Origin of the sequence: Shewanella polaris, assembly GCF_006385555.1 — a bacterium.
Classification (GTDB): domain Bacteria; phylum Pseudomonadota; class Gammaproteobacteria; order Enterobacterales; family Shewanellaceae; genus Shewanella; species Shewanella polaris.
On record NZ_CP041036.1, the window covers coordinates 3,191,770 to 3,213,646 of the forward strand.

The 21,877-nt window shown below is 38.0% G+C and carries 23 protein-coding genes and 1 tRNA gene; 11 read left to right on the forward strand and 13 right to left on the reverse strand.

The window, feature by feature from the left end:
* Positions 1-32: 32 nt before the first annotated feature.
* The 9 genes from flgH to FH971_RS13890 all read right to left on the reverse strand — a co-directional run bounded on the left by flgH (position 33) and on the right by FH971_RS13890 (position 7,541).
* Complete coding sequence (gene flgH, locus FH971_RS13850) at positions 33-707, reverse strand: flagellar basal body L-ring protein FlgH (RefSeq protein ID WP_140234695.1); 675 nt, start codon at positions 705-707, stop codon at positions 33-35.
* 9 nt (positions 708-716) lie between these two features.
* The gene (flgG, locus tag FH971_RS13855) at positions 717-1,505 is read right to left on the reverse strand and encodes a flagellar basal-body rod protein FlgG (RefSeq protein ID WP_140234696.1); all 789 of its coding nucleotides are present in this window, start codon (positions 1,503-1,505) and stop codon (positions 717-719) included.
* A gap of 11 nt (positions 1,506-1,516) precedes the next feature.
* A complete protein-coding gene (flgF, locus tag FH971_RS13860; protein WP_140234697.1) occupies positions 1,517-2,260 on the reverse strand; it encodes a flagellar basal-body rod protein FlgF in 744 nt (247 codons plus the stop codon).
* Positions 2,261-2,534: 274 nt separating this feature from the next.
* A complete protein-coding gene (gene flgE, locus FH971_RS13865; RefSeq protein ID WP_140234698.1) occupies positions 2,535-3,911 on the reverse strand; it encodes a flagellar hook protein FlgE in 1,377 nt (458 codons plus the stop codon).
* Between the two features lie 62 nt (positions 3,912-3,973).
* Complete coding sequence (gene flgD / locus FH971_RS13870; RefSeq protein ID WP_140234699.1) at positions 3,974-4,759, reverse strand: flagellar hook assembly protein FlgD; 786 nt, start codon at positions 4,757-4,759, stop codon at positions 3,974-3,976.
* 23 nt (positions 4,760-4,782) lie between these two features.
* Complete coding sequence (gene flgC / locus FH971_RS13875; protein ID WP_140234700.1) at positions 4,783-5,199, reverse strand: flagellar basal body rod protein FlgC; 417 nt, start codon at positions 5,197-5,199, stop codon at positions 4,783-4,785.
* A 2-nt stretch (positions 5,200-5,201) separates the two neighbouring features.
* Complete coding sequence (gene flgB / locus FH971_RS13880) at positions 5,202-5,600, reverse strand: flagellar basal body rod protein FlgB (RefSeq protein ID WP_140234701.1); 399 nt, start codon at positions 5,598-5,600, stop codon at positions 5,202-5,204.
* Positions 5,601-5,736: 136 nt separating this feature from the next.
* Positions 5,737-6,570 (reverse strand): CheR family methyltransferase, encoded by an 834-nt coding sequence (locus FH971_RS13885; protein WP_140234702.1) that lies wholly within the window; start codon positions 6,568-6,570, stop codon positions 5,737-5,739.
* 50 nt (positions 6,571-6,620) lie between these two features.
* Positions 6,621-7,541: a chemotaxis protein CheV gene (locus tag FH971_RS13890; protein ID WP_140234703.1), complete on the reverse strand. Its 921-nt coding sequence runs from the start codon at positions 7,539-7,541 to the stop codon at positions 6,621-6,623.
* 369 nt (positions 7,542-7,910) lie between these two features.
* Here FH971_RS13890 and flgA point away from each other — a divergent pair, with 369 nt between their 5' ends.
* From flgA to FH971_RS13905, 3 genes are all read left to right on the forward strand, one after another.
* Entirely contained in the window at positions 7,911-8,618 is a 708-nt protein-coding gene (gene flgA / locus FH971_RS13895) for a flagellar basal body P-ring formation chaperone FlgA (RefSeq protein WP_140234704.1), read from the forward strand.
* 74 nt (positions 8,619-8,692) lie between these two features.
* Positions 8,693-9,022 (forward strand): flagellar biosynthesis anti-sigma factor FlgM, encoded by a 330-nt coding sequence (gene flgM / locus FH971_RS13900; RefSeq protein ID WP_140234705.1) that lies wholly within the window; start codon positions 8,693-8,695, stop codon positions 9,020-9,022.
* A gap of 101 nt (positions 9,023-9,123) precedes the next feature.
* Positions 9,124-9,597 (forward strand): flagella synthesis protein FlgN, encoded by a 474-nt coding sequence (locus FH971_RS13905; protein WP_140234706.1) that lies wholly within the window; start codon positions 9,124-9,126, stop codon positions 9,595-9,597.
* Between the two features lie 139 nt (positions 9,598-9,736).
* On the opposite strand, the gene FH971_RS13910 is transcribed toward FH971_RS13905, so the two are convergent.
* Positions 9,737-10,306 carry a chalcone isomerase family protein gene (locus FH971_RS13910; protein ID WP_140234707.1) on the reverse strand — a complete coding sequence of 190 codons (570 nt, stop codon included), beginning with the start codon at positions 10,304-10,306 and terminating at the stop codon, positions 9,737-9,739.
* A 76-nt stretch (positions 10,307-10,382) separates the two neighbouring features.
* Positions 10,383-10,862, reverse strand: a complete 480-nt coding sequence (locus tag FH971_RS13915; RefSeq protein ID WP_140234708.1) for a DUF2947 domain-containing protein — start codon at positions 10,860-10,862, stop codon at positions 10,383-10,385.
* Positions 10,863-11,358: 496 nt separating this feature from the next.
* Between FH971_RS13915 and FH971_RS13920 the strand changes: the two genes are divergently transcribed.
* A complete protein-coding gene (locus FH971_RS13920; protein ID WP_140234709.1) occupies positions 11,359-12,831 on the forward strand; it encodes a tetratricopeptide repeat protein in 1,473 nt (490 codons plus the stop codon).
* Between the two features lie 568 nt (positions 12,832-13,399).
* On the opposite strand, the gene FH971_RS13925 is transcribed toward FH971_RS13920, so the two are convergent.
* Positions 13,400-13,476, reverse strand: a tRNA-Arg gene (locus tag FH971_RS13925).
* Between the two features lie 353 nt (positions 13,477-13,829).
* On the opposite strand from FH971_RS13925, the gene FH971_RS13930 reads away from it, so the two are divergent.
* The 6 genes from FH971_RS13930 to FH971_RS13955 all read left to right on the forward strand — a co-directional run bounded on the left by FH971_RS13930 (position 13,830) and on the right by FH971_RS13955 (position 17,524).
* Positions 13,830-14,210: a hypothetical protein gene (locus FH971_RS13930; protein WP_140234710.1), complete on the forward strand. Its 381-nt coding sequence runs from the start codon at positions 13,830-13,832 to the stop codon at positions 14,208-14,210.
* A 51-nt stretch (positions 14,211-14,261) separates the two neighbouring features.
* A complete protein-coding gene (locus FH971_RS13935; protein ID WP_140234711.1) occupies positions 14,262-14,621 on the forward strand; it encodes a hypothetical protein in 360 nt (119 codons plus the stop codon).
* Positions 14,614-15,042: a phospholipase D-like domain-containing protein gene (locus tag FH971_RS13940; protein WP_140234712.1), complete on the forward strand. Its 429-nt coding sequence runs from the start codon at positions 14,614-14,616 to the stop codon at positions 15,040-15,042. The genes FH971_RS13935 and FH971_RS13940 overlap by 8 nt, the downstream gene beginning before the upstream one ends.
* Complete coding sequence (locus tag FH971_RS13945; RefSeq protein ID WP_140234713.1) at positions 15,035-16,213, forward strand: hypothetical protein; 1,179 nt, start codon at positions 15,035-15,037, stop codon at positions 16,211-16,213. Before FH971_RS13940 ends, FH971_RS13945 begins: the two co-directional genes overlap by 8 nt.
* Before the next feature lie 235 nt (positions 16,214-16,448).
* Positions 16,449-16,745, forward strand: coding sequence for a DUF6957 family protein (locus FH971_RS13950; protein ID WP_140234714.1), 297 nt, complete (start codon positions 16,449-16,451; stop codon positions 16,743-16,745).
* A complete protein-coding gene (locus tag FH971_RS13955; protein WP_167496028.1) occupies positions 16,742-17,524 on the forward strand; it encodes an ADP-ribosylglycohydrolase family protein in 783 nt (260 codons plus the stop codon). Before FH971_RS13950 ends, FH971_RS13955 begins: the two co-directional genes overlap by 4 nt.
* 144 nt (positions 17,525-17,668) lie before the next feature.
* On the opposite strand, the gene FH971_RS13960 is transcribed toward FH971_RS13955, so the two are convergent.
* Positions 17,669-20,050: an ATP-binding protein gene (locus FH971_RS13960; RefSeq protein ID WP_140234716.1), complete on the reverse strand. Its 2,382-nt coding sequence runs from the start codon at positions 20,048-20,050 to the stop codon at positions 17,669-17,671.
* A 1,242-nt stretch (positions 20,051-21,292) separates the two neighbouring features.
* Between FH971_RS13960 and FH971_RS13965 the strand changes: the two genes are divergently transcribed.
* Entirely contained in the window at positions 21,293-21,874 is a 582-nt protein-coding gene (locus FH971_RS13965; RefSeq protein ID WP_140234717.1) for a hypothetical protein, read from the forward strand.
* Positions 21,875-21,877 lie beyond the last annotated feature (3 nt).

Below are 21,877 nucleotides of genomic sequence, written 5' to 3' on the forward strand. Positions count from 1 at the left end.
ACCTAAACAGTTTAGTTTTCATGCATTACTCCTTAAAAAGGCCACCAGTCACTCATAAAGAATGAACTCAGCCAACCGACTTTTTGGGAGTCAGCAAACGTACCGGTACCGCTATACTGAATTCGAGCGTTAGCCACACGTGTGGAGTCAATGGTATTGTCTGTTGTAATGTCTTGGCTGCGGATCATGCCGGTAACACGAATAAACTCATCACCGTTGTTAATCGAAATCCACTTTTCTCCGCGTATCACTAAATTGCCGTTACTGAGCACTTGGATGATATTGGCCGAAATGCTGCCATCTAAGCTGTTAGATTGATCGGCGTCTGATTCTCGTTTGGTATTCATGCTGTCGGTGTAACCTAAATCGATAGGTACGCCGCTAATAGATATGTTTTTACCACCAGCATAAATAGGTTCCATACTTAAATCGGTACCCTTTTTGATTTCGTTGTTGGCGCTTTTCGAGGCTTGAGTCGATTCTTTCAGCATGACAGTAATAATGTCACCAATACGATGAGCACGAATATCAGAATACAAACTTGAAGCTTGGGTATCATGATAAATAGATCCCGTCGCCGCCGCTTGCGTCGGAGTAACATCTGGATATACCGGCGCATAAAATGGGTCATCTGCAATAGGTTTCTTGGCAGTAGAACTACAGCCAGCCAATAACACCAATGATGCTAACGCAATGTATTTAATCATGTTAGCTCCTTAGAGATTCTGATTAATATAAGACAGCATTTGGTCAACTGCCGAGATGACTTTGGAGTTCATCTCGTAAATACGTTGGCCTTGAATAAGGTTGACCAATTCTTCAGTCACGTTTACGTTTGATGTTTCTAATGCCCCTTGACGAATAGAACCTAAACCGTCTTGTGATGCTGTACCTTGAATTGGCGTGCCACTTGCTCCCGTTTCGGTATACAAGTTTTGTCCTAGGGGATCTAAACCAGCCGGATTAATAAAGTCAGTCATAGTGAGCTGCCCTACCACTTGGCTTTCTGCTGTACCAGGAATTTGCACTGATACTTCACCAGCCGAAGACACGGTAATGCTGGTTGCATCATCAGGAATGGCAATTGTTGGCTGCACGACATAACCCGAGCCCGGTGTTACAATCTGACCTGTTTCATCTAAGCTAAACTGGCCGTTTCGTGTATAGGCAGCTGTGCCATCTGGCATTTGCACTTCAAAAAAACCTGAGCCTTCAATCATTAAATCTAACGAGTTATCCGTGGTGAGCATGTTGCCTTGAGTAAACATTTTTTGGGTGGCAACCACTTTGGTACCCGCACCAATGTTCAAACCATTCGGTAACTTGCTGTTGTCTGAGCTAACACCACCTGCTTGATTAACCGTTTGATAAAGTAAGTCTTCAAATACCGCACGACTTTTCTTAAACCCAACAGTACTGGCGTTAGCCACGTTATTAGAAATAACGGCAATGTTGGTTTGCTGGGCATCGACACCGGTTTTACTTATCCATAACGCTGGATGCATAATAATTACTCCTAACTAATTCTCATCAAGGAAGTGGACGCCCGATCAATTTCTTCAGCGTTCTTCATCATTTTGACTTGCATTTCGTATTGACGTTGAATATCAATCATGGCGACCATTTCATGCACTGAGTTGACATTACTGCCTTCAACGGCACCACTTTCCACTTCAACCCCAGGGTCATTTGGTGCATTACCACCCGCAATAAGACGGAACAAACCATCTTCACCGCGCATTAGGTTTTCATTACCAGGATTAACTAATTTAATCCTGGCGACCTCTTCGACTATTTCAGCTGTTGCTCCTTGCGGACGTACTGAAATAATGCCGTTGGCCGAAATTTCTATTTTTTCAACAGGAATAGGTAACACAATTGGACCTGACGTCCCCATCACCGGACGGTTACTGCTATTTAACAACATACCTGTACTGTCAATTTTTAAACTGCCTGCACGGGTGTAGCCTTCTGAACCATCAGCTGCTTGCACAGCAAGCCAGCCATCACCCTTAACCGCAACATCAAGATCGCGACCAGTAGTTTTAATAGGACCACCGTTAAAATTACTGCCTGGGCTTTCCATCATTGAAAATACCCGTGTAGGCAAACCTTCACCAAATGCCTGCATTGAACGGGCTTGGACCATGTCAGCTTTAAATCCATCAGTATTGGCGTTGGCAAGATTGTTAGCACTTACCGCTAAGGCATTCATCCCTTGCTTTGCGCCACTCATGGCAATATAAAGAAATTTGTCCATTTGTTGCTCCGTCAAACTTTCAGTAAAAATACTATATATACAGAACAAGCAATCATCATGCCAATGAGGGCTGATGGAGTTTTAAGAAATGTAATTAACTGAAATTAAATAAGAATAACAAATAGTGAGTCACTGTAAGTGTCAAAAAACAATCAATCAACACGAGGGGGGAGTAATAAGGATGAGTTATAACAAGAAGGGTAAAGGCAAGGTGTTGCCGTAAACGGCAACACCTTTTATCAGATAAGCATAAATTTTTAAGGTAAACGTAAACTTAGCGGATCTGTAAGATTGTTTGATTTAAAGTATTGTTAACTTCGAGCGTACGCGAGTTGGCTTGGAAGTTACGCTGAGCCGAGATTAAATCAACAAGCTCAGTGGTTAAATCTACGTTAGATTGTTCAAGAGCTGATGAATTTATACTACCAAAAGTACCACTGTTAGCTTCACCAGCTAATGCATCACCTGAAGCTAAACTGGCTTGCCAAGACGTATTACCCACTTGAGTGAGTCCTTGCTCGTTAGCAAAACGCACTAATGCCACCCGTGCTAACGGAACCGTTGAACCATTGCTGTAACTGGCGGTGATCAAACCATCTGAACCAATACCAACATTAGTTAATCGACCAACGGTAATACCATCTTGAGTTAACTCAGTCACTTCAAACGGAGAAGCATACTGAGTTGGGTTATTAAAGCTTATTGTAAGCGTTTGAGTACCATCGGCTCCAGGGCCTAAAGCCTCTGCACCACCAGTACCGAGTGCCTCTGTGGTAATAGTAGCTGGGTCACTGCCAGTATAAGTACCAGTAGAGTTAAATTTAAGCACAGCACCAGACCATGTTCCAACACCGCTTGGGTTGGTAGCTGATGCGGTACCAGATCCATCAACGGTACCATCACCATCGGTATCCGTATCATAACTACCAGCACCAGTTGCAACATCAACCGGCTCACCATCTACTGCATAAAAAGCTACCCAGTTACTTTCACCTGTATATGAACCTGCGGTAGGTTTAATAAAGTAGGTAGTCATAATATGCGATTCACCGAGTGAATCATAAATGGTTACCGAAGTAGAGTTGTTGAATGTATCAGAATCATCTGGGTCAAAACTAGCTGGGTCTAATGCATCTTCACCCACATTAAGGTTCATCTGCAAGCCAACACTTTCTGTTTGCACTGGGCTACCTGCAGTATCCGGAATTTGGATTGGATCTGTGGTTGTTAAACTCACCGATGTAGAGTTACCATCGTCATCTACAGGGAACCCTTGTAAAAAATTACCTGCTGAATCAACCATATAATTATCTGAATCAACTTTAAATGCACCGGCTCTAGTATAAGATAGATCCTGTGTATCTAAATCTGATGAAGTAACAAAAAATCCGCTACCACTTATCGCCATATCCAGCGAGTTACTGGTAAATTGTAAACTACCTTGATGAAACTGTTGGGCAACTTGCGTGGTGGTAACACCACCACCCACTGTTGTTTTACTGTTTGCAAAAATTGAATTTGCATACACATCAGCAAACTCTGCACGAGATTCTTTAAAACCGACGGTATTCACGTTAGCGATATTATTCGCGGTAGTGTTTAAGTCTTTTTGCGCGGCAGCAATACCACTCAATGCGATGTTAAATGACATAGTTCACCTCTCACAATTAATTCATTTATAAATACGACCAATAATCTATTGTTGGTCATACTCTATGTTTCGGATACTGCGAGTACGTCAGATAACTTAATTCCGCCTACTCCACGCAAATTCAAAATGGCTCCTGTTGCCGTTGTGCCTAAAGACACGCTGGCAACATGGGCATAAGTCGATACCGCTAAATCTTCCGATGTTCCATCCACTTTACCGCTGGCCTTAATGGCATAATTACCTGCTTCAACAGGTTCGCCATTTTTATCTAAACCATCCCAAGTGACATCAACATTGCCGCCTTCACTGCCATCAACAGTAAAACTCTTAATAAGCTGGCCGGATTCATCTTCCACCCTAACCGTAATAGACTCGATTGCCGATGGTGTACTGATCACAGCTTTAATCTCAGGGCTTTCAGTAGATATAGCGCCAGTATCAGAAGGAATAAGCACTTTACGTCCAACTAAACTTGAAGCTTGTAACGCTTGGCTTGAGCTCATGACAGTATTAAGGTTAAGAATTTCATCATTGAGATTTGAAATACCATCGACTGTCGAGAATGATGCCATTTGCGCAATCATTTGGTCATTGTCAACGGGCTCAAATGGATCCTGCATCGATAACTGCTGACTGAGTAAAGCAAAAAAATCTTCTTGCTGTAACATCTGATCATTAGCTTCAGGGATCGCACTCTCTTCAGGTAAACGGATGCTATCTAGAAAAACATTACCTGTTGTAGTCGTCGTTGTATTTGTCTGTACCGAGCTTTTTGTGGTCGCGCTGGTATTAGAAGCGCTACTGGACTGTTGCGGTAAAGACTGACTGTAAGCATTAACGAGGCTCATTGTTACCTCCTTGAATAATCATACTATTTACCCATCCTTAGTGTTTGTTGCAACATAGTCTTAGTCGCATCAGCCACTTGAACATTCATTTGATAAGAGCGTGATGCAGAAATCATATCTGCCATTTCTTCCATTACATTAACATTGGGTTTGTAGATAAACCCCTCATTATCTGCCATTGGATGGTCTGGTGAATATTCTTTTTGCAATGGTTTGTCACTTTCGACAATGCCTTTAACAGTGACTCCTGGTGAGTCATTTTGCTGGCTATTGGCTTTCATTAATTCGGCTTCAAAAACGGGATGACGTGCACGATAGGTTTTATCTACGCTACTCGATACAGAATCCGCATTGGCAATATTACTGGCGGTGGTATTCAACCGCACAGATTGCGCAGACATACCCGAGCCAGATACATTTAAAATATTAAATAAACTCATAATTAATCACCCCGCAATGCTTTAGTCATGCCAGAAAATTTACTTTCAAGAAACCCTAATGACATTTGATATTCCAGCGCATTTTGCATAAATGCTGCTTGCTCTTTTTGCGTGTCGACTGTATTACCATCACCGGTATCGGCTTGGTTGGGTACACGATATTGAACATGTTGTTGGCTTAATGCCGTTAAATCGAAATGTTTATCTGTGGTTTTACTCATACTCAAGCCCTTCTGATGTGAGCTTGCCGCTTGCATCGCAGAAGCAAAATCAACATCTTTAGCTTTATAATGAGGAGTATTGGCATTGGCGATATTACTTGAAATCACTTCTGCTCTTTGAGCTCTTACGCCCAATGAGTATTGGTGAACACCTAATGCATTATCGAAATTAATCGCCATAAAATTGCCTCCATCAGCTAACTGATAGGAATAAAGCAAAGGTTATGCCAATAATTAATTTTTTTACGAATAAAAAGATAAAAACAAACATGCCGACGAATGCCGGCATGATAATTAGGTTAAGCTATTATTTTACCTAAACTTTCTTTTGATAATAAATACCAGGGTTACAACGAACCATATTAAATTCATCGCTCAAACCCGCAAGAGATTCTGACGCACCTAAAAATAAAATCCCTTTTGGATTAAGTGCGGCAGCAAATTGCCGCAAAATTTTAGCTTTTGCCTCTGGCCCAAAATAAATCAAGACATTACGGCAAAATATAATATCGTACTTGCCTAATAGACTATAGTTTTCAAGGAGGTTGTGCGCCCTAAAATTAACTAAACGCTTAACATTATCTTTCACTTTCATATTGCCTGACGGCAAGGTATCAAAAAACTGACGTTTACGTTCTTCAGACAAACCGCGAGCTAGGGCTAAACCATCATATTCAGCATTCTTGCAACGCTCTAACATTGAAGGTGACAAATCAGTTGCCTGAATAGCAGCCCCCCCCGGTAAAGCACCAGGTTTACGTTGCTGATACTCCAACACAGTCATGGCTAAAGAATAAGGTTCTTGCCCAGAAGAGCACGCCGCCGACCATATTTTCAATGGTCGACCAAGCTTACTGTACTCAGGTAACAGAGTATTGTGCAGTAATTCAAATGGATAACGGTCTCGAAACCATAAGGTTTCATTTGTCGTCATTGCATCTATCACTTCAGCGCGTAATTGACGTTCTGTCGGTTTCATTGACTTTTTAACCACCTCAGATAAAGAAGGTAAATTATACTTTCCCATCAGTGGAGCTAAACGACTGCGCACTAAATATTGTTTATTCTCACCTAACACAATACCGCTATGCTGCTCTAAAAACAGCCTAAATTGATTGTACTCTGCTTCAGCAAGTGATTTATCTGTCACATTATCTTCCTAAATATACGAGCTTATGAACTAAAATATCAATATTGGCTTTATAAGCTCAAATGTTTGTTAACCGCTGCGGCTAATTCATCAGGGTTAAACTTGGCAATAAAGTCGTTAGCCCCTACTTTCTCTACCATTGCTTGGTTAAACACACCACTTAATGATGTATGCAATACTACTTTTATGTTCTTTAATTTTGGATCATCGCGAATTTCTGCAGTTAGTGTATAACCATCCATTTCAGGCATTTCAATATCAGAAATAATAAGCGGGATTTCAACAGATACATCATCCATTTCAGTCGCTATACTTTTCAGTTTAAGTAACGCTTCTTTACCATCTTTGGCAGTATCAATTTGTAGATTTAAGGACTCTAATGAGCGAATAATTTGTTTACGAGCCACTGTTGAATCATCAATAACCATAATATGATAATGTTGATCTCTATCAATGGTTAATGTTTCATTGACCTCTTTACTGATAGAAGTCTTAACCGGTGAAATTTCATCGAGAATTTTTTCAACATCTAAAATCTCAACTAACTCACCTTCAATTTCAGTGACAGCCGTTAAATATGATGAACGACCCGAACCTTGTGGAGGAGGCATAATCGCTTCCCAGTTCATGTTGATAATACGTTCAACAGAGCTCACTAAAAAGCCTTGAACGCTTCGGTTGTATTCTGAAATGATAATAAAACAATTTTCGGTCGATGTCAGTGGACGCCCACCCGTAGCCGCACTTAAATCGATAACAGAAATGGTTGCCCCACGAATATGAGCAACACCTTTAACAAAACGGTTTAATTTAGGTAAAGTAGTCAGTGGTGGGCATTGCAACACCTCTTTCACTTTAAATACGTTAATCCCAAATCTTTGGCGGCCATTAAGCCTAAACAATAGCAACTCTAGTCTGTTTTGCCCGACAAGTTGAGTACGTTTATTTACTGAATCTAAAATGCTCGACATAAAACAGCCTTGTAGTTAACGGTCACCCAAATGGATAAATTGTTTTTTAAATTATAGTAGACCAAGGTTTAACATAATACGGTTAATGTGTTTATCTACTGACTTACAAGTTCAACATGAGTATAAACTATCACCAACCTAGCGAATACTTATCAATTAACTGATATCTAAAAGTGGGCATGTAACTTGCTTTAACTAGCATTGACTCATACTCACAGTAAACCGACACTTTTTTGACGAAAGGATAATGTTATTGTCACATCCTTAGGTTCTTTACTCTTAACTTCTTACGTATGCCGAGATAACTCGCATATTATTCATTTCCCAAAGTATAGGTGTATTCTGGCAAAACAAGCTAGTATCTTCATTATGAAAGTATTTTTTTTATGTTTTTTGTGCTTAATAACCTTTTTTTCGCCTGTATTTGCTAGCGAAGAGATCGTAACACCTACATTATCGACCATATACGCATTAGCTAAAGAGACGGTCGCCAAAAAAATTGATGCAAACTCAAAAGCTAAGATAGAAATTACTCCACAAAATCTTGAGGGCAGAATAAACCCACCGCGGTGTTACCCACCAATCAATGTAGAACTCGCCAGCGAGAGAGCAATTAGCCGCAATAATATGGTAAAATTAAGCTGCAATAGTCCTGACTATGACTACCCATGGCAAATGTACATCTCAGTTAGAGTCGAAATAAAATATCCTGTCGTAGTCGCTAATCAGTTACTTTCTAAAGATCAAATCATTGCTCAACATCATTTACAGATAATGTATGTCGACCAATATAATTTAAAAGGCCAATATTTTTCTAAAACATCTACATTAATAGGTTCACGAGTGAAACGTCGTGTTAGCAAAGACTCGCCAATATTAACCAATAATCTGTGTTTTGTTTGCAAAGGTGACAATGTTTCTATTTATGCAAAAACCGCTAATGTTCAAATCAAAACCCTAGGCGAAGCATTGCGAGACGGTAATATTGATGAAGTGATCAGAGTCAAAAATAGTAATACAGAGAAACAATTTGATGCTGTTGTAATTGGCGTTGGCGAAGTTGAAGTAAGAATGTAAAATAAAGCTAAAGTTTTTCCCTAAGGTGTCGATAGCCTGTTTGGAAAACCTGATTCATTACGCTGGAGCCTCCCATGGCAATTGACATAAAGCATAACACTGCTAACAATACACAAATGCGCACTGCTCGTGACACGCAGTCTGCTGAGCAATCTAAAACGACTGCAGCCCCAAAATCAGCTGCACCGGTTAAAACTGATTCCGTCAGCATTACCTCTCAAGCTCAACAGCTTCAGGGTGCACAAACGAAAATGGCATCGCTACCAGAAGTCGACCAAAAAAAGGTCGCTGAAATTAAGCAAGCTATCTCTGAAGGACGCTATAAAGTCGATCCTGAAAAGCTAGCAGCGAATATTGCCAGTTTTGAAGCAGAGCTAGGCAGTTTATCGTTTAATAAAGAGTAACCGTTAAACGTTACTCTTTAATTTGTTTTAACGACACACAGACAATAGGTGCAACCTTGCATTATAGTGAAGTGTTAGCTAAGAAAACTTAAGAGTAATTTATGACCGTACTAAATGAAAAGCCAAATGAACAGTCAAATGAACTGCTACACGATGAACTTCGTGGACTATTAGACACCCAGAATAAAACGTTAGTACAGCTAAGACAGCTTATTTTTGAAGAAAAATCGGCATTATCAAAACAAGATGCAGACAAACTGTTAGCACTTTCTCAAGACAAAACTCAATGTTTATTCAACATGAAAATCACAGACGAAAAATTAGCAAATCACCCACAACACAATCTGCTTACGACAGATGCTGAACTGGCACAAAAAGTCGCGCAAGCTAAAGCCATTCTTGCAGAGTGCAAAGACATCAACAGCCAAAATTCCAGCTTGATTGAGCTCAATATTGCCAGCCTCAATCGCTTTGCCCAAGCATTACAAGCCAGCCGAAATGCATCAAGCTTAACCTATAATGGCAAAGGTAAAACGTCTACTATTTCAACTCTCGGTAATGACTTTTCAGCCTAATACTTCCCTATTAGCACTGCGATCTCGCGACTCTCATTTTATTACTTTTGTAGCATGCGAAAAGCCTAGAGTCGAAGATGCTTCGCGGCTAGATACTATACAATCTTAGCAGCGAAGCGATACTAGCCAGCGAAGCGACCTAGTTAGAAGCTTTCCCTAGCATTGCTTCACGTAAACTTTGTTGTGCAGACTCTTCGCCTAACCAAATCTTAAGTAATGCCTGACGAAAAGCCTCACCAACTATCTCGCCCTGAACCTGACCATTTTTAATGCTGGTCACGCCCTTTCCTTTTTGAGTCACAAAAGTAAATTGATCACCTTCGACAATTTCATCAGCAAATAGTTGTGTAAAATGTTCAATGTCTTTGGCAATAAAATGCGTGTCATTGTCGGTAGCGGCCTCAAATCCTTCAGTTATGCCGTTACGCATTTTGTTTGAAGAGATCATTCCTGAAGTGATAGTTAATTGGATCACCGCTATAGGTTGAGCAAGTACATCTTCTAGAGTGTGCATTTTTGTCGGCAGATACAAACTCCCCACATATAAATCCATAAAAAACTTACTGCGTATACCAGCGCCATTCAATACTAATGGCTGCTCTGCAGCAGTCATTTGCTCTGCTACATCAACATCTGCAATCATGCTAGCTTGTGCCAACAACGGCAACATTAACGATAAGCTCAATCCAATTAAAGCTAATAATTTCATATAAACTCTCTAAAAAACGGTAATACAAACGGTTACAACATCATTTAGTCAACAGCCACAACTTAGGGCGGGTTAATTAACCGCGAACACCTAATTTATATTGGCCATTTTGCAGAAACATCAATGCTTGCTTGTGTTTTGGCGAGATAAGAATTGGGCCATCATCAAAAAATAAAAAGCACTTCCAATTACGCACAAAAACATCCCAACGAGTTTCAACTATTTGGTACTTTTCATAACAAAAATACACCACCGCATCATCAGGCCATTGAATATGCTCAATAATCACTTCAGGCATCGCATTGTCATTAGAATCCCATGCCGATTGCCAGTGTTCGGTTGTCGTCCAAGCATCTTGCTTAGCTGGCCAGTCACCCTTTTCGAATAGTTCCGCGCGACTGCTCTTATTGCTTATCCACTTATCCCACACTTCCATGGCACTTTTATCGGTCAGTGGTTTAATCAAGGCCTTATCATCATCTGATACAGGCAAATCTTTATGGTTAAAAATCCACTTACGCTTATAAAGATCAAACGGAATATATGAATATGACAAACAACTGCTCCTAGCAACAAAAATGAAGCACAATTATAACGCTAAAGCCGACCAGACTGCGATAGCGAGAAAGATAAATGATGTGGAGATTGATGAAAAATAGAGTTTAAAAGTACAGTCCTCCATAACAGTGTCCCATTGTTATAAAACCATTTCTAGTTGTGGCCAGTAGAAATGGTATTTTGTTTTAGACTATTTAAAGTAAACAGATTCTATTTCGTCGTCGGAAACAGCTTAATTAAGCTATTGCGCCTTAGCTTTATAGTGCTATTCATTACTGATGTGGTTAAATTATCCAGACATCTTTCACAACAGGAGTCTGTGGTTTTTTAATTGTTTCAATCTGGTAATCCATAAATTTGACTATCAATAAAACGAGAATTTTTACCCCATATAACATAAGTCATTCGATGATGTAGGCAATTTTATTAAATTCCACATTGGTATTTAATCTAGTATGTTACGCTATATAAAATAGAATTTTGGGGCGCGTTAAATGATCATAAAAAGTAATATAGCCAGAGCTGAGACATTATGTATTCAAAAGGAGTATATCGAGTCACTTTCCTTATGTGCAAAAATTCTTGAGAAAAAACCTGAGTGTGTTGAAGCGATCCATTTAACGGCCTTAAATTATTATTTCCTTAGGCAATTTGAACCTGCTATTACCGAATTCAAAAAAGCTATTGCCATTAACAACCAGCAACCCGCATTCCATAGTAACCTAGGCAATGTTTACCTTGACCAAGAAAATTTTATTGAAGCAAGCCAGTGTTATGAAAAAGCACTTAGTCTTGATCCTCTTTTACCTTCCCCTAATTACAATTTGTCTATCTGTTTGCATAATAAGGGCAGCTATTCATTGGCAGAAAGCTATTGCAAAATAGCCATCAAACAAAATGCCACCAAATCAGATTTCTATCTTCAATTAGGTGTTATTTACTTCGATCAAGGTCAGTTTGACAATGCAGCCAAGACACTAGTAAAAGCACTTGAAACACAAAATAAGTATAAAAACGGTAGAACAGACCTCGAAGCCTATTGGCAATTGTTCAATCTGCATCTATGCCAACACCGTTATCAAGATGCTCTTGAAGTTGCCGAACTTGGCATACAAAGTCAGCAATTGTCTGAACAACAACTCTGTATTTTGCTTATCGGCAAGGCCATCATATATTACCTATTCAACCATTTAGACGAAGCCAAGCACGCATTAATGCTGAGCGAAGTTATTTACCAGTTTCCTTCTCAGCAAAAATACTTGAAAAATTTCGTTATCTTTCATGGTTATATTAAAAACCTTATATCGTTATATGAAAGTGGCAAATATAAAGATTGTTATCACCTCGCTGATGACACGACAAAAATGTACTTTATCTCTGAAAGCCATGGATTAGCCCCTAACCGAACATCTGTTCAGTACAAGCAACAAACCTATCAAATAAATTCTCTATTTATCATGGGTGCTAAGGTTATTCACTTTGTCACCGATGATGAAAACAAATTCCAGATAAGCCTTGTATCATTACTGCGCGATCTTGCTCCGGGCTCTAAAGTGGTGATTGCATTTGGAGAAATTGATTGCCGACCAGGCGAAGGAATTTACACTTATAGTTTGAAATCAAAACGAGATTACAAAGATGTAATTGACGATATGTTGTCAAAATATGTCAATGCGCTCAAAAATCTTGCTGACTCTTTTGATATTGAGATCATTCTCTGCGGCGTGCCTGCTCCTCACCCTAATAGTATTGAAATACTCCCGCAACCAGAGCAACAAAAGTTTAAAGATATTATCGCTTATTATAACCTTACGCTGGCAAATTTATGTCTGTCTTTAGACATGACACTACTTGATGTATATCCGCTAACTAACAAAGATGGACAAAGTAACTTGTTGTACCATATTGATGACCATCATCTTTCACCTAAAACGGTACCAACATTGTTCAACTTACATTGTAAATAGTTTTGAATTGTTTAAATCAATAGGGACAAAATCAGTAGTTGTTGCAGCGTATAAGAAGATAATAATAAATATCATAGCCATATAAAAATCCGATGCTATTACTCATACATTTAATTTTTATATGCATGACCATAAACGTCTAAAATGGACATTAATATCTAAAATTTGAACCAAACAGCTGAAAGTAAAACGCTAAGAAAGGGATCTATAGCAGGACATCACTTGATAACTCATCATAATATAAACACATAAGAGGCTATATGGTCTCCCCACAGGGACTCGAACCCCGATCGGCCGCTTAGGAGGCGCTTGATTAGAAGTGTAAGCTTCTGTAAATAAATGGTTTATTTTTTGTGGTGCATTTTTGTGGTGCAATTTAACTATTTTTTTATTTATAGAAATTAATAAACCCAAAATTTAGCCTGGGGAGTGGTGTCATGAGTAAGATTCGAATTTGTGATTTTTAATTGAGAGTGATCTTTAAATAAGGTTTTTAATTTTGTGAATGCTGTGAATGCTGTGCAAATTAGCTATTTTTGTATTTATTGACCCAAATAGGTTAAAGAAATGGTGTCCCGAGCAGGATTCGAACCTGCGGCATTCTCCTTAGGAGGGAGACACTCTATCCAGCTGAGTTATCGGGACATATTTTACTGCGTGCACTATACTAAACTTTCTAGCTTCTCTACAATAATTTGACCATCTTTTTTCATAATAGATTTAATACCTTCTTGCATTAACCTATTAAAGATAAGCTGTTTGTGTAACCCTCCCTTAAAGTCAGAACTTCTTTATCAATATGTACGCTAGTCAACTTTGTAGTTTCTTCTCTATTAGTAAGTCTTCCTGTAGCCAAAATCTTCTTCATAACATTCTTCTTATTAAGACATCGGTAACATTGTACAATCACTAATAATACGTATCAACACGTAGCTACATATATTGACAAGTAGCTACGAACATGTTAAGATGTTCCCCCTTCAAAAAGGGGGTTGTAAATGTCTGACACTTCTCTTCACAATGATTATTTACGTTCACTTCTCATAAAACATTTAAACGAGCTAAAGCAGCTTGAAGACAACAAAGAATTAATACTCTCTTTCTCAAATGGCATTTGTACGTTAGTTAAAGAAAATGGTTCGGTCGTTCAACTTTTGAAATCTATATTTGTACATAAGATTAAAAGAGAGCATGACCCGTTTTGCGATCATAGCGGCGGTATGCTTGATTACTATCAAGAAACAATTTTCTTTCGTATATCACACAAAAATCACATTGATGTTGGCTTATACAGCGAGATAGAAGATATGAGAATTTTACGCAATGACTATCAGTGGTTTTCACTTCAAGCAATTATAAATTTCGATTCTAATACTTAACTAATAAACATAAAAATACTATTGATTTCAATTTTTTTGGAAGGACTTCTCATGTCTACAAAAAATATTATTGATTTATTACACATGACTAGTGATCAGACTAAACGTGATCTATTGTATGAATTTAAAGTTCTTAGTTTCTGTTTTTCTAATCAAGTTCAGCGTGTTGTAGATGATCATGAATCAGCATTTTATAAAGTCTTATCTTGTGTTGATATTAATAAAAATGGATGCGCAAAAACTTCATTTCATAATTTAACACTTATTATTAATGTATTCGAAATCGTTGACGAAAAACAATCTGAAAATACATTTATTGTGCATGTCGTTTCAATTGATGAAGAGCTTGAACAAAAACTTCAGCAAGATGACATTAAAGCATTTTTGGAAAGTGGAGTTGAGATTGACTAAATTATTGGACAGAATCGCAGCATTAAATTTCAACGTTATTAGATGTGTTCACGAACATCCGCTTGTAGCTCAAAAATATTTAAATGGTGGAAAAATAAGAGTTGTTATTTCACCAAATTTACATGACTTGATTTGTGATCCCGTGACTGAAAAAGCTGTCGTAAAGGCACTTAAAGAGCAGTTCAAGGGCAGATTGCATGATTTAGATTTATCACAGCTTAGTTTTTTTAATTTCAAAAACTTAAAACTGGCTTGGTTAATACAAGCTGTCAAAAAAAACGAAGAAGGAACATTATCTGAAGATGTGTTTGATACTAAAAACAATATCTATTGGATAATTATCAGCACAGCCAGCGGTCTAAAAAAATATCATATCAATCGAGTGCAAAAGATTAAAACCAAAAGGAATAATCATGAGTAAATATTTGTTTAATATTCTTTCTTTGCTTGTACTTTTACTAGCCGGCTGTGGCAGTGATGTTGGCTCAGATACTAACACTTACAGTGCTAGTGGTGATTATGTTGCTGGTGAGTTTAAATCAGCCTATGACACTGATCTTTATTACACTGATGATCAATTATTATCTAGCGGCGGGTCATGTCTTAATGAGAATAATTATAATTATTTCGAGTCAGCTAACACATTAGTTTATGGTAGTCCGTCATTACCAGACTCTGACTTTAAATATGCAGCCACCATGGTTGAAAATAATTTTGCTAAGGCTTTAAACCTAATGGGTCTTAGTAAGGCTGAGTTTGATACATATCGCCCTAAATACTCACCAGTTGTTGTCAATAACATGGTTGGATTCCTAGATGGTTATGAAGACACTAGCGGGGTAGATCAGGATATCGCCAGTATCGATAGTAATTTTGTAGCACCTGTTGGTTGGGACACAATGGATCATTACACTCGACAAAGCATTATTCACGGGTATTGGAATGTTATTTCAAATGAAAAACAGAGTGAATTTGTTGCTATGTTCAAAAATATCTACAACTTTGATCTAGATGATCGCAAGATTGTTCCGGATAAAATAGTTGTTTGTCTTGATGAAAACAGAAGCGAAGATCTTTATGGAATAGGTTCCATTTTAGGAATGATTATTCCGCCAAAGTCAATGGTAAATCGTTCTGATGCAGCGCAGGTTGTTCTTCATGAACTTATTCATACAATTCAAAAGAACATTGGCACACCAGTAGATGCTGGCAGTGTTATAGATACTTGGTTCGCAGAAGGGCAAGCTACTTTCCTTGCTGGTCAAAATATGGCAACTAGCACAAGCGGTTACTATCCTCTTGATGTTGTGCACTTCCTTGACTCTGATGGTGCTTTTCAACGAGATTTAGGTCTTGCGTACAAGCACTTCGCTAAAGCATATAGCTATATTGATAAGAATAGCGGTAAAGATGCTGTATTAAATCTCTTGATGGACGTTAGATATTATAACGGCACTGGCACTACAGATGTTGGTTACGGAGTGTCTAGCGACCGTTTTAGTGATGCTTTCGATGCAAACATGCTTAAGGAAGATGGAAGCCAGTTAGCTCTTGAATACTTTAGAAATAATTATCAATACATCATGCAGTAGGAGTTAATATGATTGTCGAACGAGTTTTTGTCATCGCGATTCTGGGCTACACGATGTATTTATTTGCAGTTGATAATTTATATGCGGTACAACGTTTTATCAGATCTGTTTTCTTTTTTCTGCCTTGGGGATGGCCTTTTGATATATCTCGGGCTCTAACAAACGACACTTTTTTGCTTATTTTTTGCCTTGCGATTCCTTTTATACTGTTCTCTGGATTTTTCAGGATAAAGCTATGAGTTTAAAAACTTTTGTTAAAAATTGGTCTGTAGTTTATGTAAACGACGAGCTAACTCAATTGAGAGTGCTCTGGGCTATTATCGAGATGGATGAGAGAAACAGGTTTAAAAGTGGTGACTATGTGTGTAGTTCACGAATATTGTATATCGAAGATAATATAGCAAGAACGCACACCGGCAGCTTATATGTGTTGACTGGACTTGGCTCTGAGTATACGGCTAGCTTTGAAGATCTAATTCAATTGATCGAAGGTCATAGCCCTTCTGAGCTTAATTTAGAGCTTAAATATTGAACGGCCTGTTGTTGGGTGATCACGTTGGTAGTATATATGAGGGAAGCGACAAAATTCGCGGATATTCGCTCCCGCTATTTTCTCCCGCCTCGCATATAACTGACGATTCGATATTGGCCGCTGCGATTTGCTCAGAACTATTGAAAGATAGTGATAATTTTGAAAGAGCCCTGGTTGATTGGTATCAAAAGTACCCCTATGAAGAATATAGCTTTAGTTTTTTCAAATGGCTTGAGCAGGACATTGGCGATTCGTCAGGGAATGGCAGTGCAACAAGATCTATTCCCGCCGGTTATGTTGCTCAGTCGGAAAATGAAGCAATTCACCTAGCACAAAAAATTAGCAAGATAACGCACTCGCATCATGAAGGAATGTGCGGAGCCGAATCAGTTGCGTGGGTAATTTTCAAACTTAGACATGGTGCTGGGTTTGAAGAGATTAAATATCAGTGCTACGAAAATTGGGGATATTACTTAGATTACGATCTTGAATTCGAGCGCAAAGATAGAAGAGGTGTTTTTACTACTTCTGCCTGGGATACAGTGCCTATATCGCTCTTCATTGGACTTAAATCAACCAGCGTTGAAGATGCACTTCGAAAATGTTTATGGCTCGGAGGGGATTGTGACAGTCAAGCGGCGATAGCCTGTAGTGTTGCTTCTCTTATCCACGGAAAAATATCAAATAATATGATGCAAAAAGTGTACTCAGCTAACGTAAGAAAATTCAATGATGTGCTGTTAATCTTTTCACAATTTAACCAGAATTTTTGTGCATAATTTATTCTATAAATTTAATTAAAAAAGCTATTAATTGCTTGATATTGTGTGAAATAAAGGTCTAAAGTGCTAAAATAATAAGGAAGAAAGCGGCATTTACTCTCGCCGCCCTGAGGCAGGTTTGGTCACCTGCCTTTTCTTTTCTTATGCTACTAATAAGCTTTTTGAAATGGTTTCACTTTTGATGTGTTCCAGCCACATTTTTGTCTCACTTGCCATATTGGCAATGTAGGCTCTTTGCCTATCTTTCTTTTTAGCTGATATTGGCTTTATAAATAGTTCTTTTTCAAGTACAGATGTAATTGTTGATAAAGCATTTTTGCTTGAAACATTAGCTATCTTGAATGTGGCATAAAAAACATCTATTGCCCTTCGATGTTGAAAACCGATTTCAATATTTTCATCAAACAAAAAGTCTTGGAATTTTTTAGCATCAATATTGTTATATCTAAATTCATTATCGTGTAATTGAATAGTACTGATAAAACGCTGTATAAGTTGCTTTTTGAACTGTTCATCTAATGTCAGTAAGTTAGTTGATACTTCGGCAAGCAAAATTGTCCTCAGCATCTGTTCGCACTTACCATCACGGTCAAAGTCAATTAGTTCAGAAGTTAAGACTGGTACTTTATAGAAATTTCGCAACTCAAAACTCCTCAACTTGCGTTTATTTTCTTTGTTAATATGCTCCCCCATCCGCATAATTTTCTGAGCCTCAACATTACCTATTTTTTCAGCTGAAATGAGTTCTGCATCACGAGCAGCCTTTTCTTCAACCAAACCAGTTTTACGATTTTTGTTACCTTGAATACTCGCTTTTTTATCATCAAAAAATTCAATCTCGTGACCCAAGAATTCATATATTGTGAGCACTGTAAATTCGTAGTTTTCACGCATCTTATTTTTGAAAGAAATGCGGGACGCAATACGTTTTAGATGAATATCACGCTTCATTTCATCAAGCATTTCTTCAGTCAGTTCATCACTGAACTCTCTATTTATCATATCAACAAGAATGCTTAACGGATTAGTGCAAAGCCTACGCTCAGGTTTATCAAAGCTTAACCACACTTCTTCTCTGAATCTGAATCGGCCATCAGCTTGAACAATGTCGTTCGGTGCAGTCGTGCCATGGCAGAGAACTGAAACTCGCTTGTAATCTGGATCAAGAAGGCTCAGGCCATTCTTTGCTGCCGAGTTATAGAATATCATTTGAACTGAACTTGAAAGTTTTGATATATCACCAGTTTCACTTGCTTGGTCAGAATGCATGAATGCTGCATCAATCTGCGTATATCCAGCGATGTATTTTTGATTATCTTCTGATATTTTCTTCTTCCTAGTGTTAACGGCAATGATCTCAGCTTCAAATTTTGACTTAACTTTGTTGTGTTGTGCATCTGAAAAAATGCCACTTTTTTCTCCATTTATTACTGAACGATTACTTAATTCAAGGTTAGTAGCGTAGGACATGACGCGCACTAAAGGCTTTTGAAATTGGCTTTTCTGACGATAAACAAATATTGTCTTATTGGACTTTTCTGCGAGCTCATATAGCCAATCAACTGTGTTATCGTTAATGAATGCATCTGCTGCGATAACAGATGTAGATTTATTTATTTGTTCCTCTAATCTTTGAAGGAGTAACTTTTTATCTTCGAGTGTCCCATTACCGACGATTTCAGATGTTGACAAATCAAGTACATCTTCAAGTTCATCAATTATCAATATTTCTGAATTCCAGCGCATATCGAAGTAGTTTTCGTCAAGCATAAGTTTAAGCATTACGCCGAGTGCTCCACGAGCAAATGTATCAGACCATGCCAAGTCATAGTGTCTTGTATCATTCTTTTTCAGCAGTGATCGAGATAGAACCTTAGAAGCAGACATGTAAATTGGGTAGCGCTTGTCTATATGAGCCTCTTCAAATAAGCGCATAAGCAACTGTGATTTACCAGTGCCGCGTTCGCCGGTGAAAAGATGGATACCTTGCATCGAAATTAAGTGATTCAGGTCATCTTTATAGTCTACATCGACGAACTTAACTTTTTTGTTGTCAGAACTAATACTTATCGATTTAACTATTTCATACTTTTCTTTGAAGAGATTTGATTTTAATTCTTGAATGAATTGTTCACTTGAGTCTAAAAGTCTTTCGTTGATGATTATCTCTAAGTTTTCAATTGGCATCTTGGATAATGCTTTTTTACACTCTTTAAAGACCCTAACTTTCTCTCTCTGGATATCTTCTCTGTGGGACGCTAACGTATAGATAAATAGCGATTTCGCAAGCGCTGTGTTACCAAGGTTTACTATATCTTTGCCATGTTGGATTTTCACTTGATATGAGCGTGCGATACATGCATCACGATATATATTGCGTTCATCACTAACAATAATGATATTTCTTTTTTTAAATTCACATTCGATTGCTTCTTTAACGGCAGATGAAATGTATTTAGTGATTTGTTTTTGTGCTTCAGCAGGAATTACTGGGGTGTCGCTACGACTGATATATAGCTTCATTTCTTTACTCTCTCTTTGTGTGTCTACATCTGGTCAGTGATGCTGAGTTCCGACTCGGGACTGGTTGTATATTACCAAATGAAAAAACTGGTAATATCGAGATAGAGTTAAAAAAATAGCGCTATATGCAAATTTGATTAATATGCCGAAAATGTTGAATCAGTCTAAAAACAATTACTAGTTTAGTGATACTTTTCTCTAAAGTTACCTGGCTCCGCCAGAATTAGATCCAGTTCATTAACATAATGGTGTGAGACAAATTTAAACTAAAATCAGTTTGTGTATTATATAAGAATTGATTCAAATTTGTACCATGGAGAACGAAGCCTCCTCAGTTCTGGCTTATTATTCATTGAAGCGAAGCGGAAAGGCCAATATCTAAATTAGTTTTGACCCATCTTCACCTATTTCGCGCCCAACCTAAAAACTGATACGGCATCGACTAAATATTCTATTGGAATTTTTCAATCGAATACTATTGCATAACCTATTACTAATAGCCCATGTTTCCCTTCAATACCAAAAGGAATAAGTTTTATAGTCAAAGTTCGCACTATGGTCTTGCGAATCTCTTTATAGCAAAAATAAACCGCACTCATTGACTGCGAGCGTGAATTTATAGTTTTTTCATTTTTAATTGTCGCAAGGTTTGTTTGCGGTAACAATAAGTTTTGGTATACCTATCGCAAAGGCATAGAGCAACATTATTTTATTTCGCAATACAAGAGTGCGAATCTATATTTTTTGACATTATCTATAATTTTAATATGAACTCTACTTTTGTATAATTAATGCGCAAGTGACAACACTATTGCCGTTTGTGACACTGTTATTGCCACTAATGACACTAATTTTATATTAAAACAGATCGGAAAACTCTCCTTAAATCCACTTCACAAATTTTCACTTTACATGACAAGTTCGAAACTCTTAGTAGTATAAAAAACACTCAATATATATTACGTAATATGTTATAATTAAATCTATAAAAACGTTTTAAAACATATAGATAATTGACATTACTTGTTTTTTTAATATGAAGCGTTAGGCAAGCTATATTTACTGTAGCGGAATAATCGGCAGTACTACGTACCCCTCTATCCCCCTACCTGTAAAGGTTCAATCCTCAACGTCACTACGTGTCATCTGCGGCTGGATTGGTGCTCAATGCCACTACGTGTCATCTGCGCTTAGTAAATAAAATAATAATAGAAGAGGGCCTAAGCCCCGAGGATTTATATAATGAGTAACCGAGGAAGACCAAGTAAGAATGCCGAAGAGCTGAGAGACGCTCCGGTAACATTTAGAACCACCAAAACAGAACGCAATCTATTTACATGTATAGCAAAAGCAGCCAAGTATAAGCAGCGTGGGCTTTTTATGTATGACCTCGTATTAAGCATTTTAGCTCAAGAAAAATTTACACTGTTAATCCCTGGCGAACCAGCCGAAGATTTACGCCGTCATTACAAAAACTCTTCTACTAATTTAAACGCACTTAAGCGTGATTATTACCACCTTGCCGAACGCGGCATAAATGCAGAGTCAGAGCGTGAAGCATTAAAAATTGAACTCTCTGAACACAGTCGACTAACTAAAGAACTTCATACTCAGACATTTAGAAAGCAAATTACATTACCTGTTAACCATGAATTCTGGGAACAATTAGCGATCGAAAGCGAGATGGGCAATATAAATTTACTAACTACAGCTAAAAAATTAATGGCGGTTAGAGAAACTAAAATAGGTACTGTACAAGAAGAAATTGCGGAGCTAGAACTAAGACTGCACGAGCTTAAGTCAAAAGTATTTACAGAGGCTTAAAGC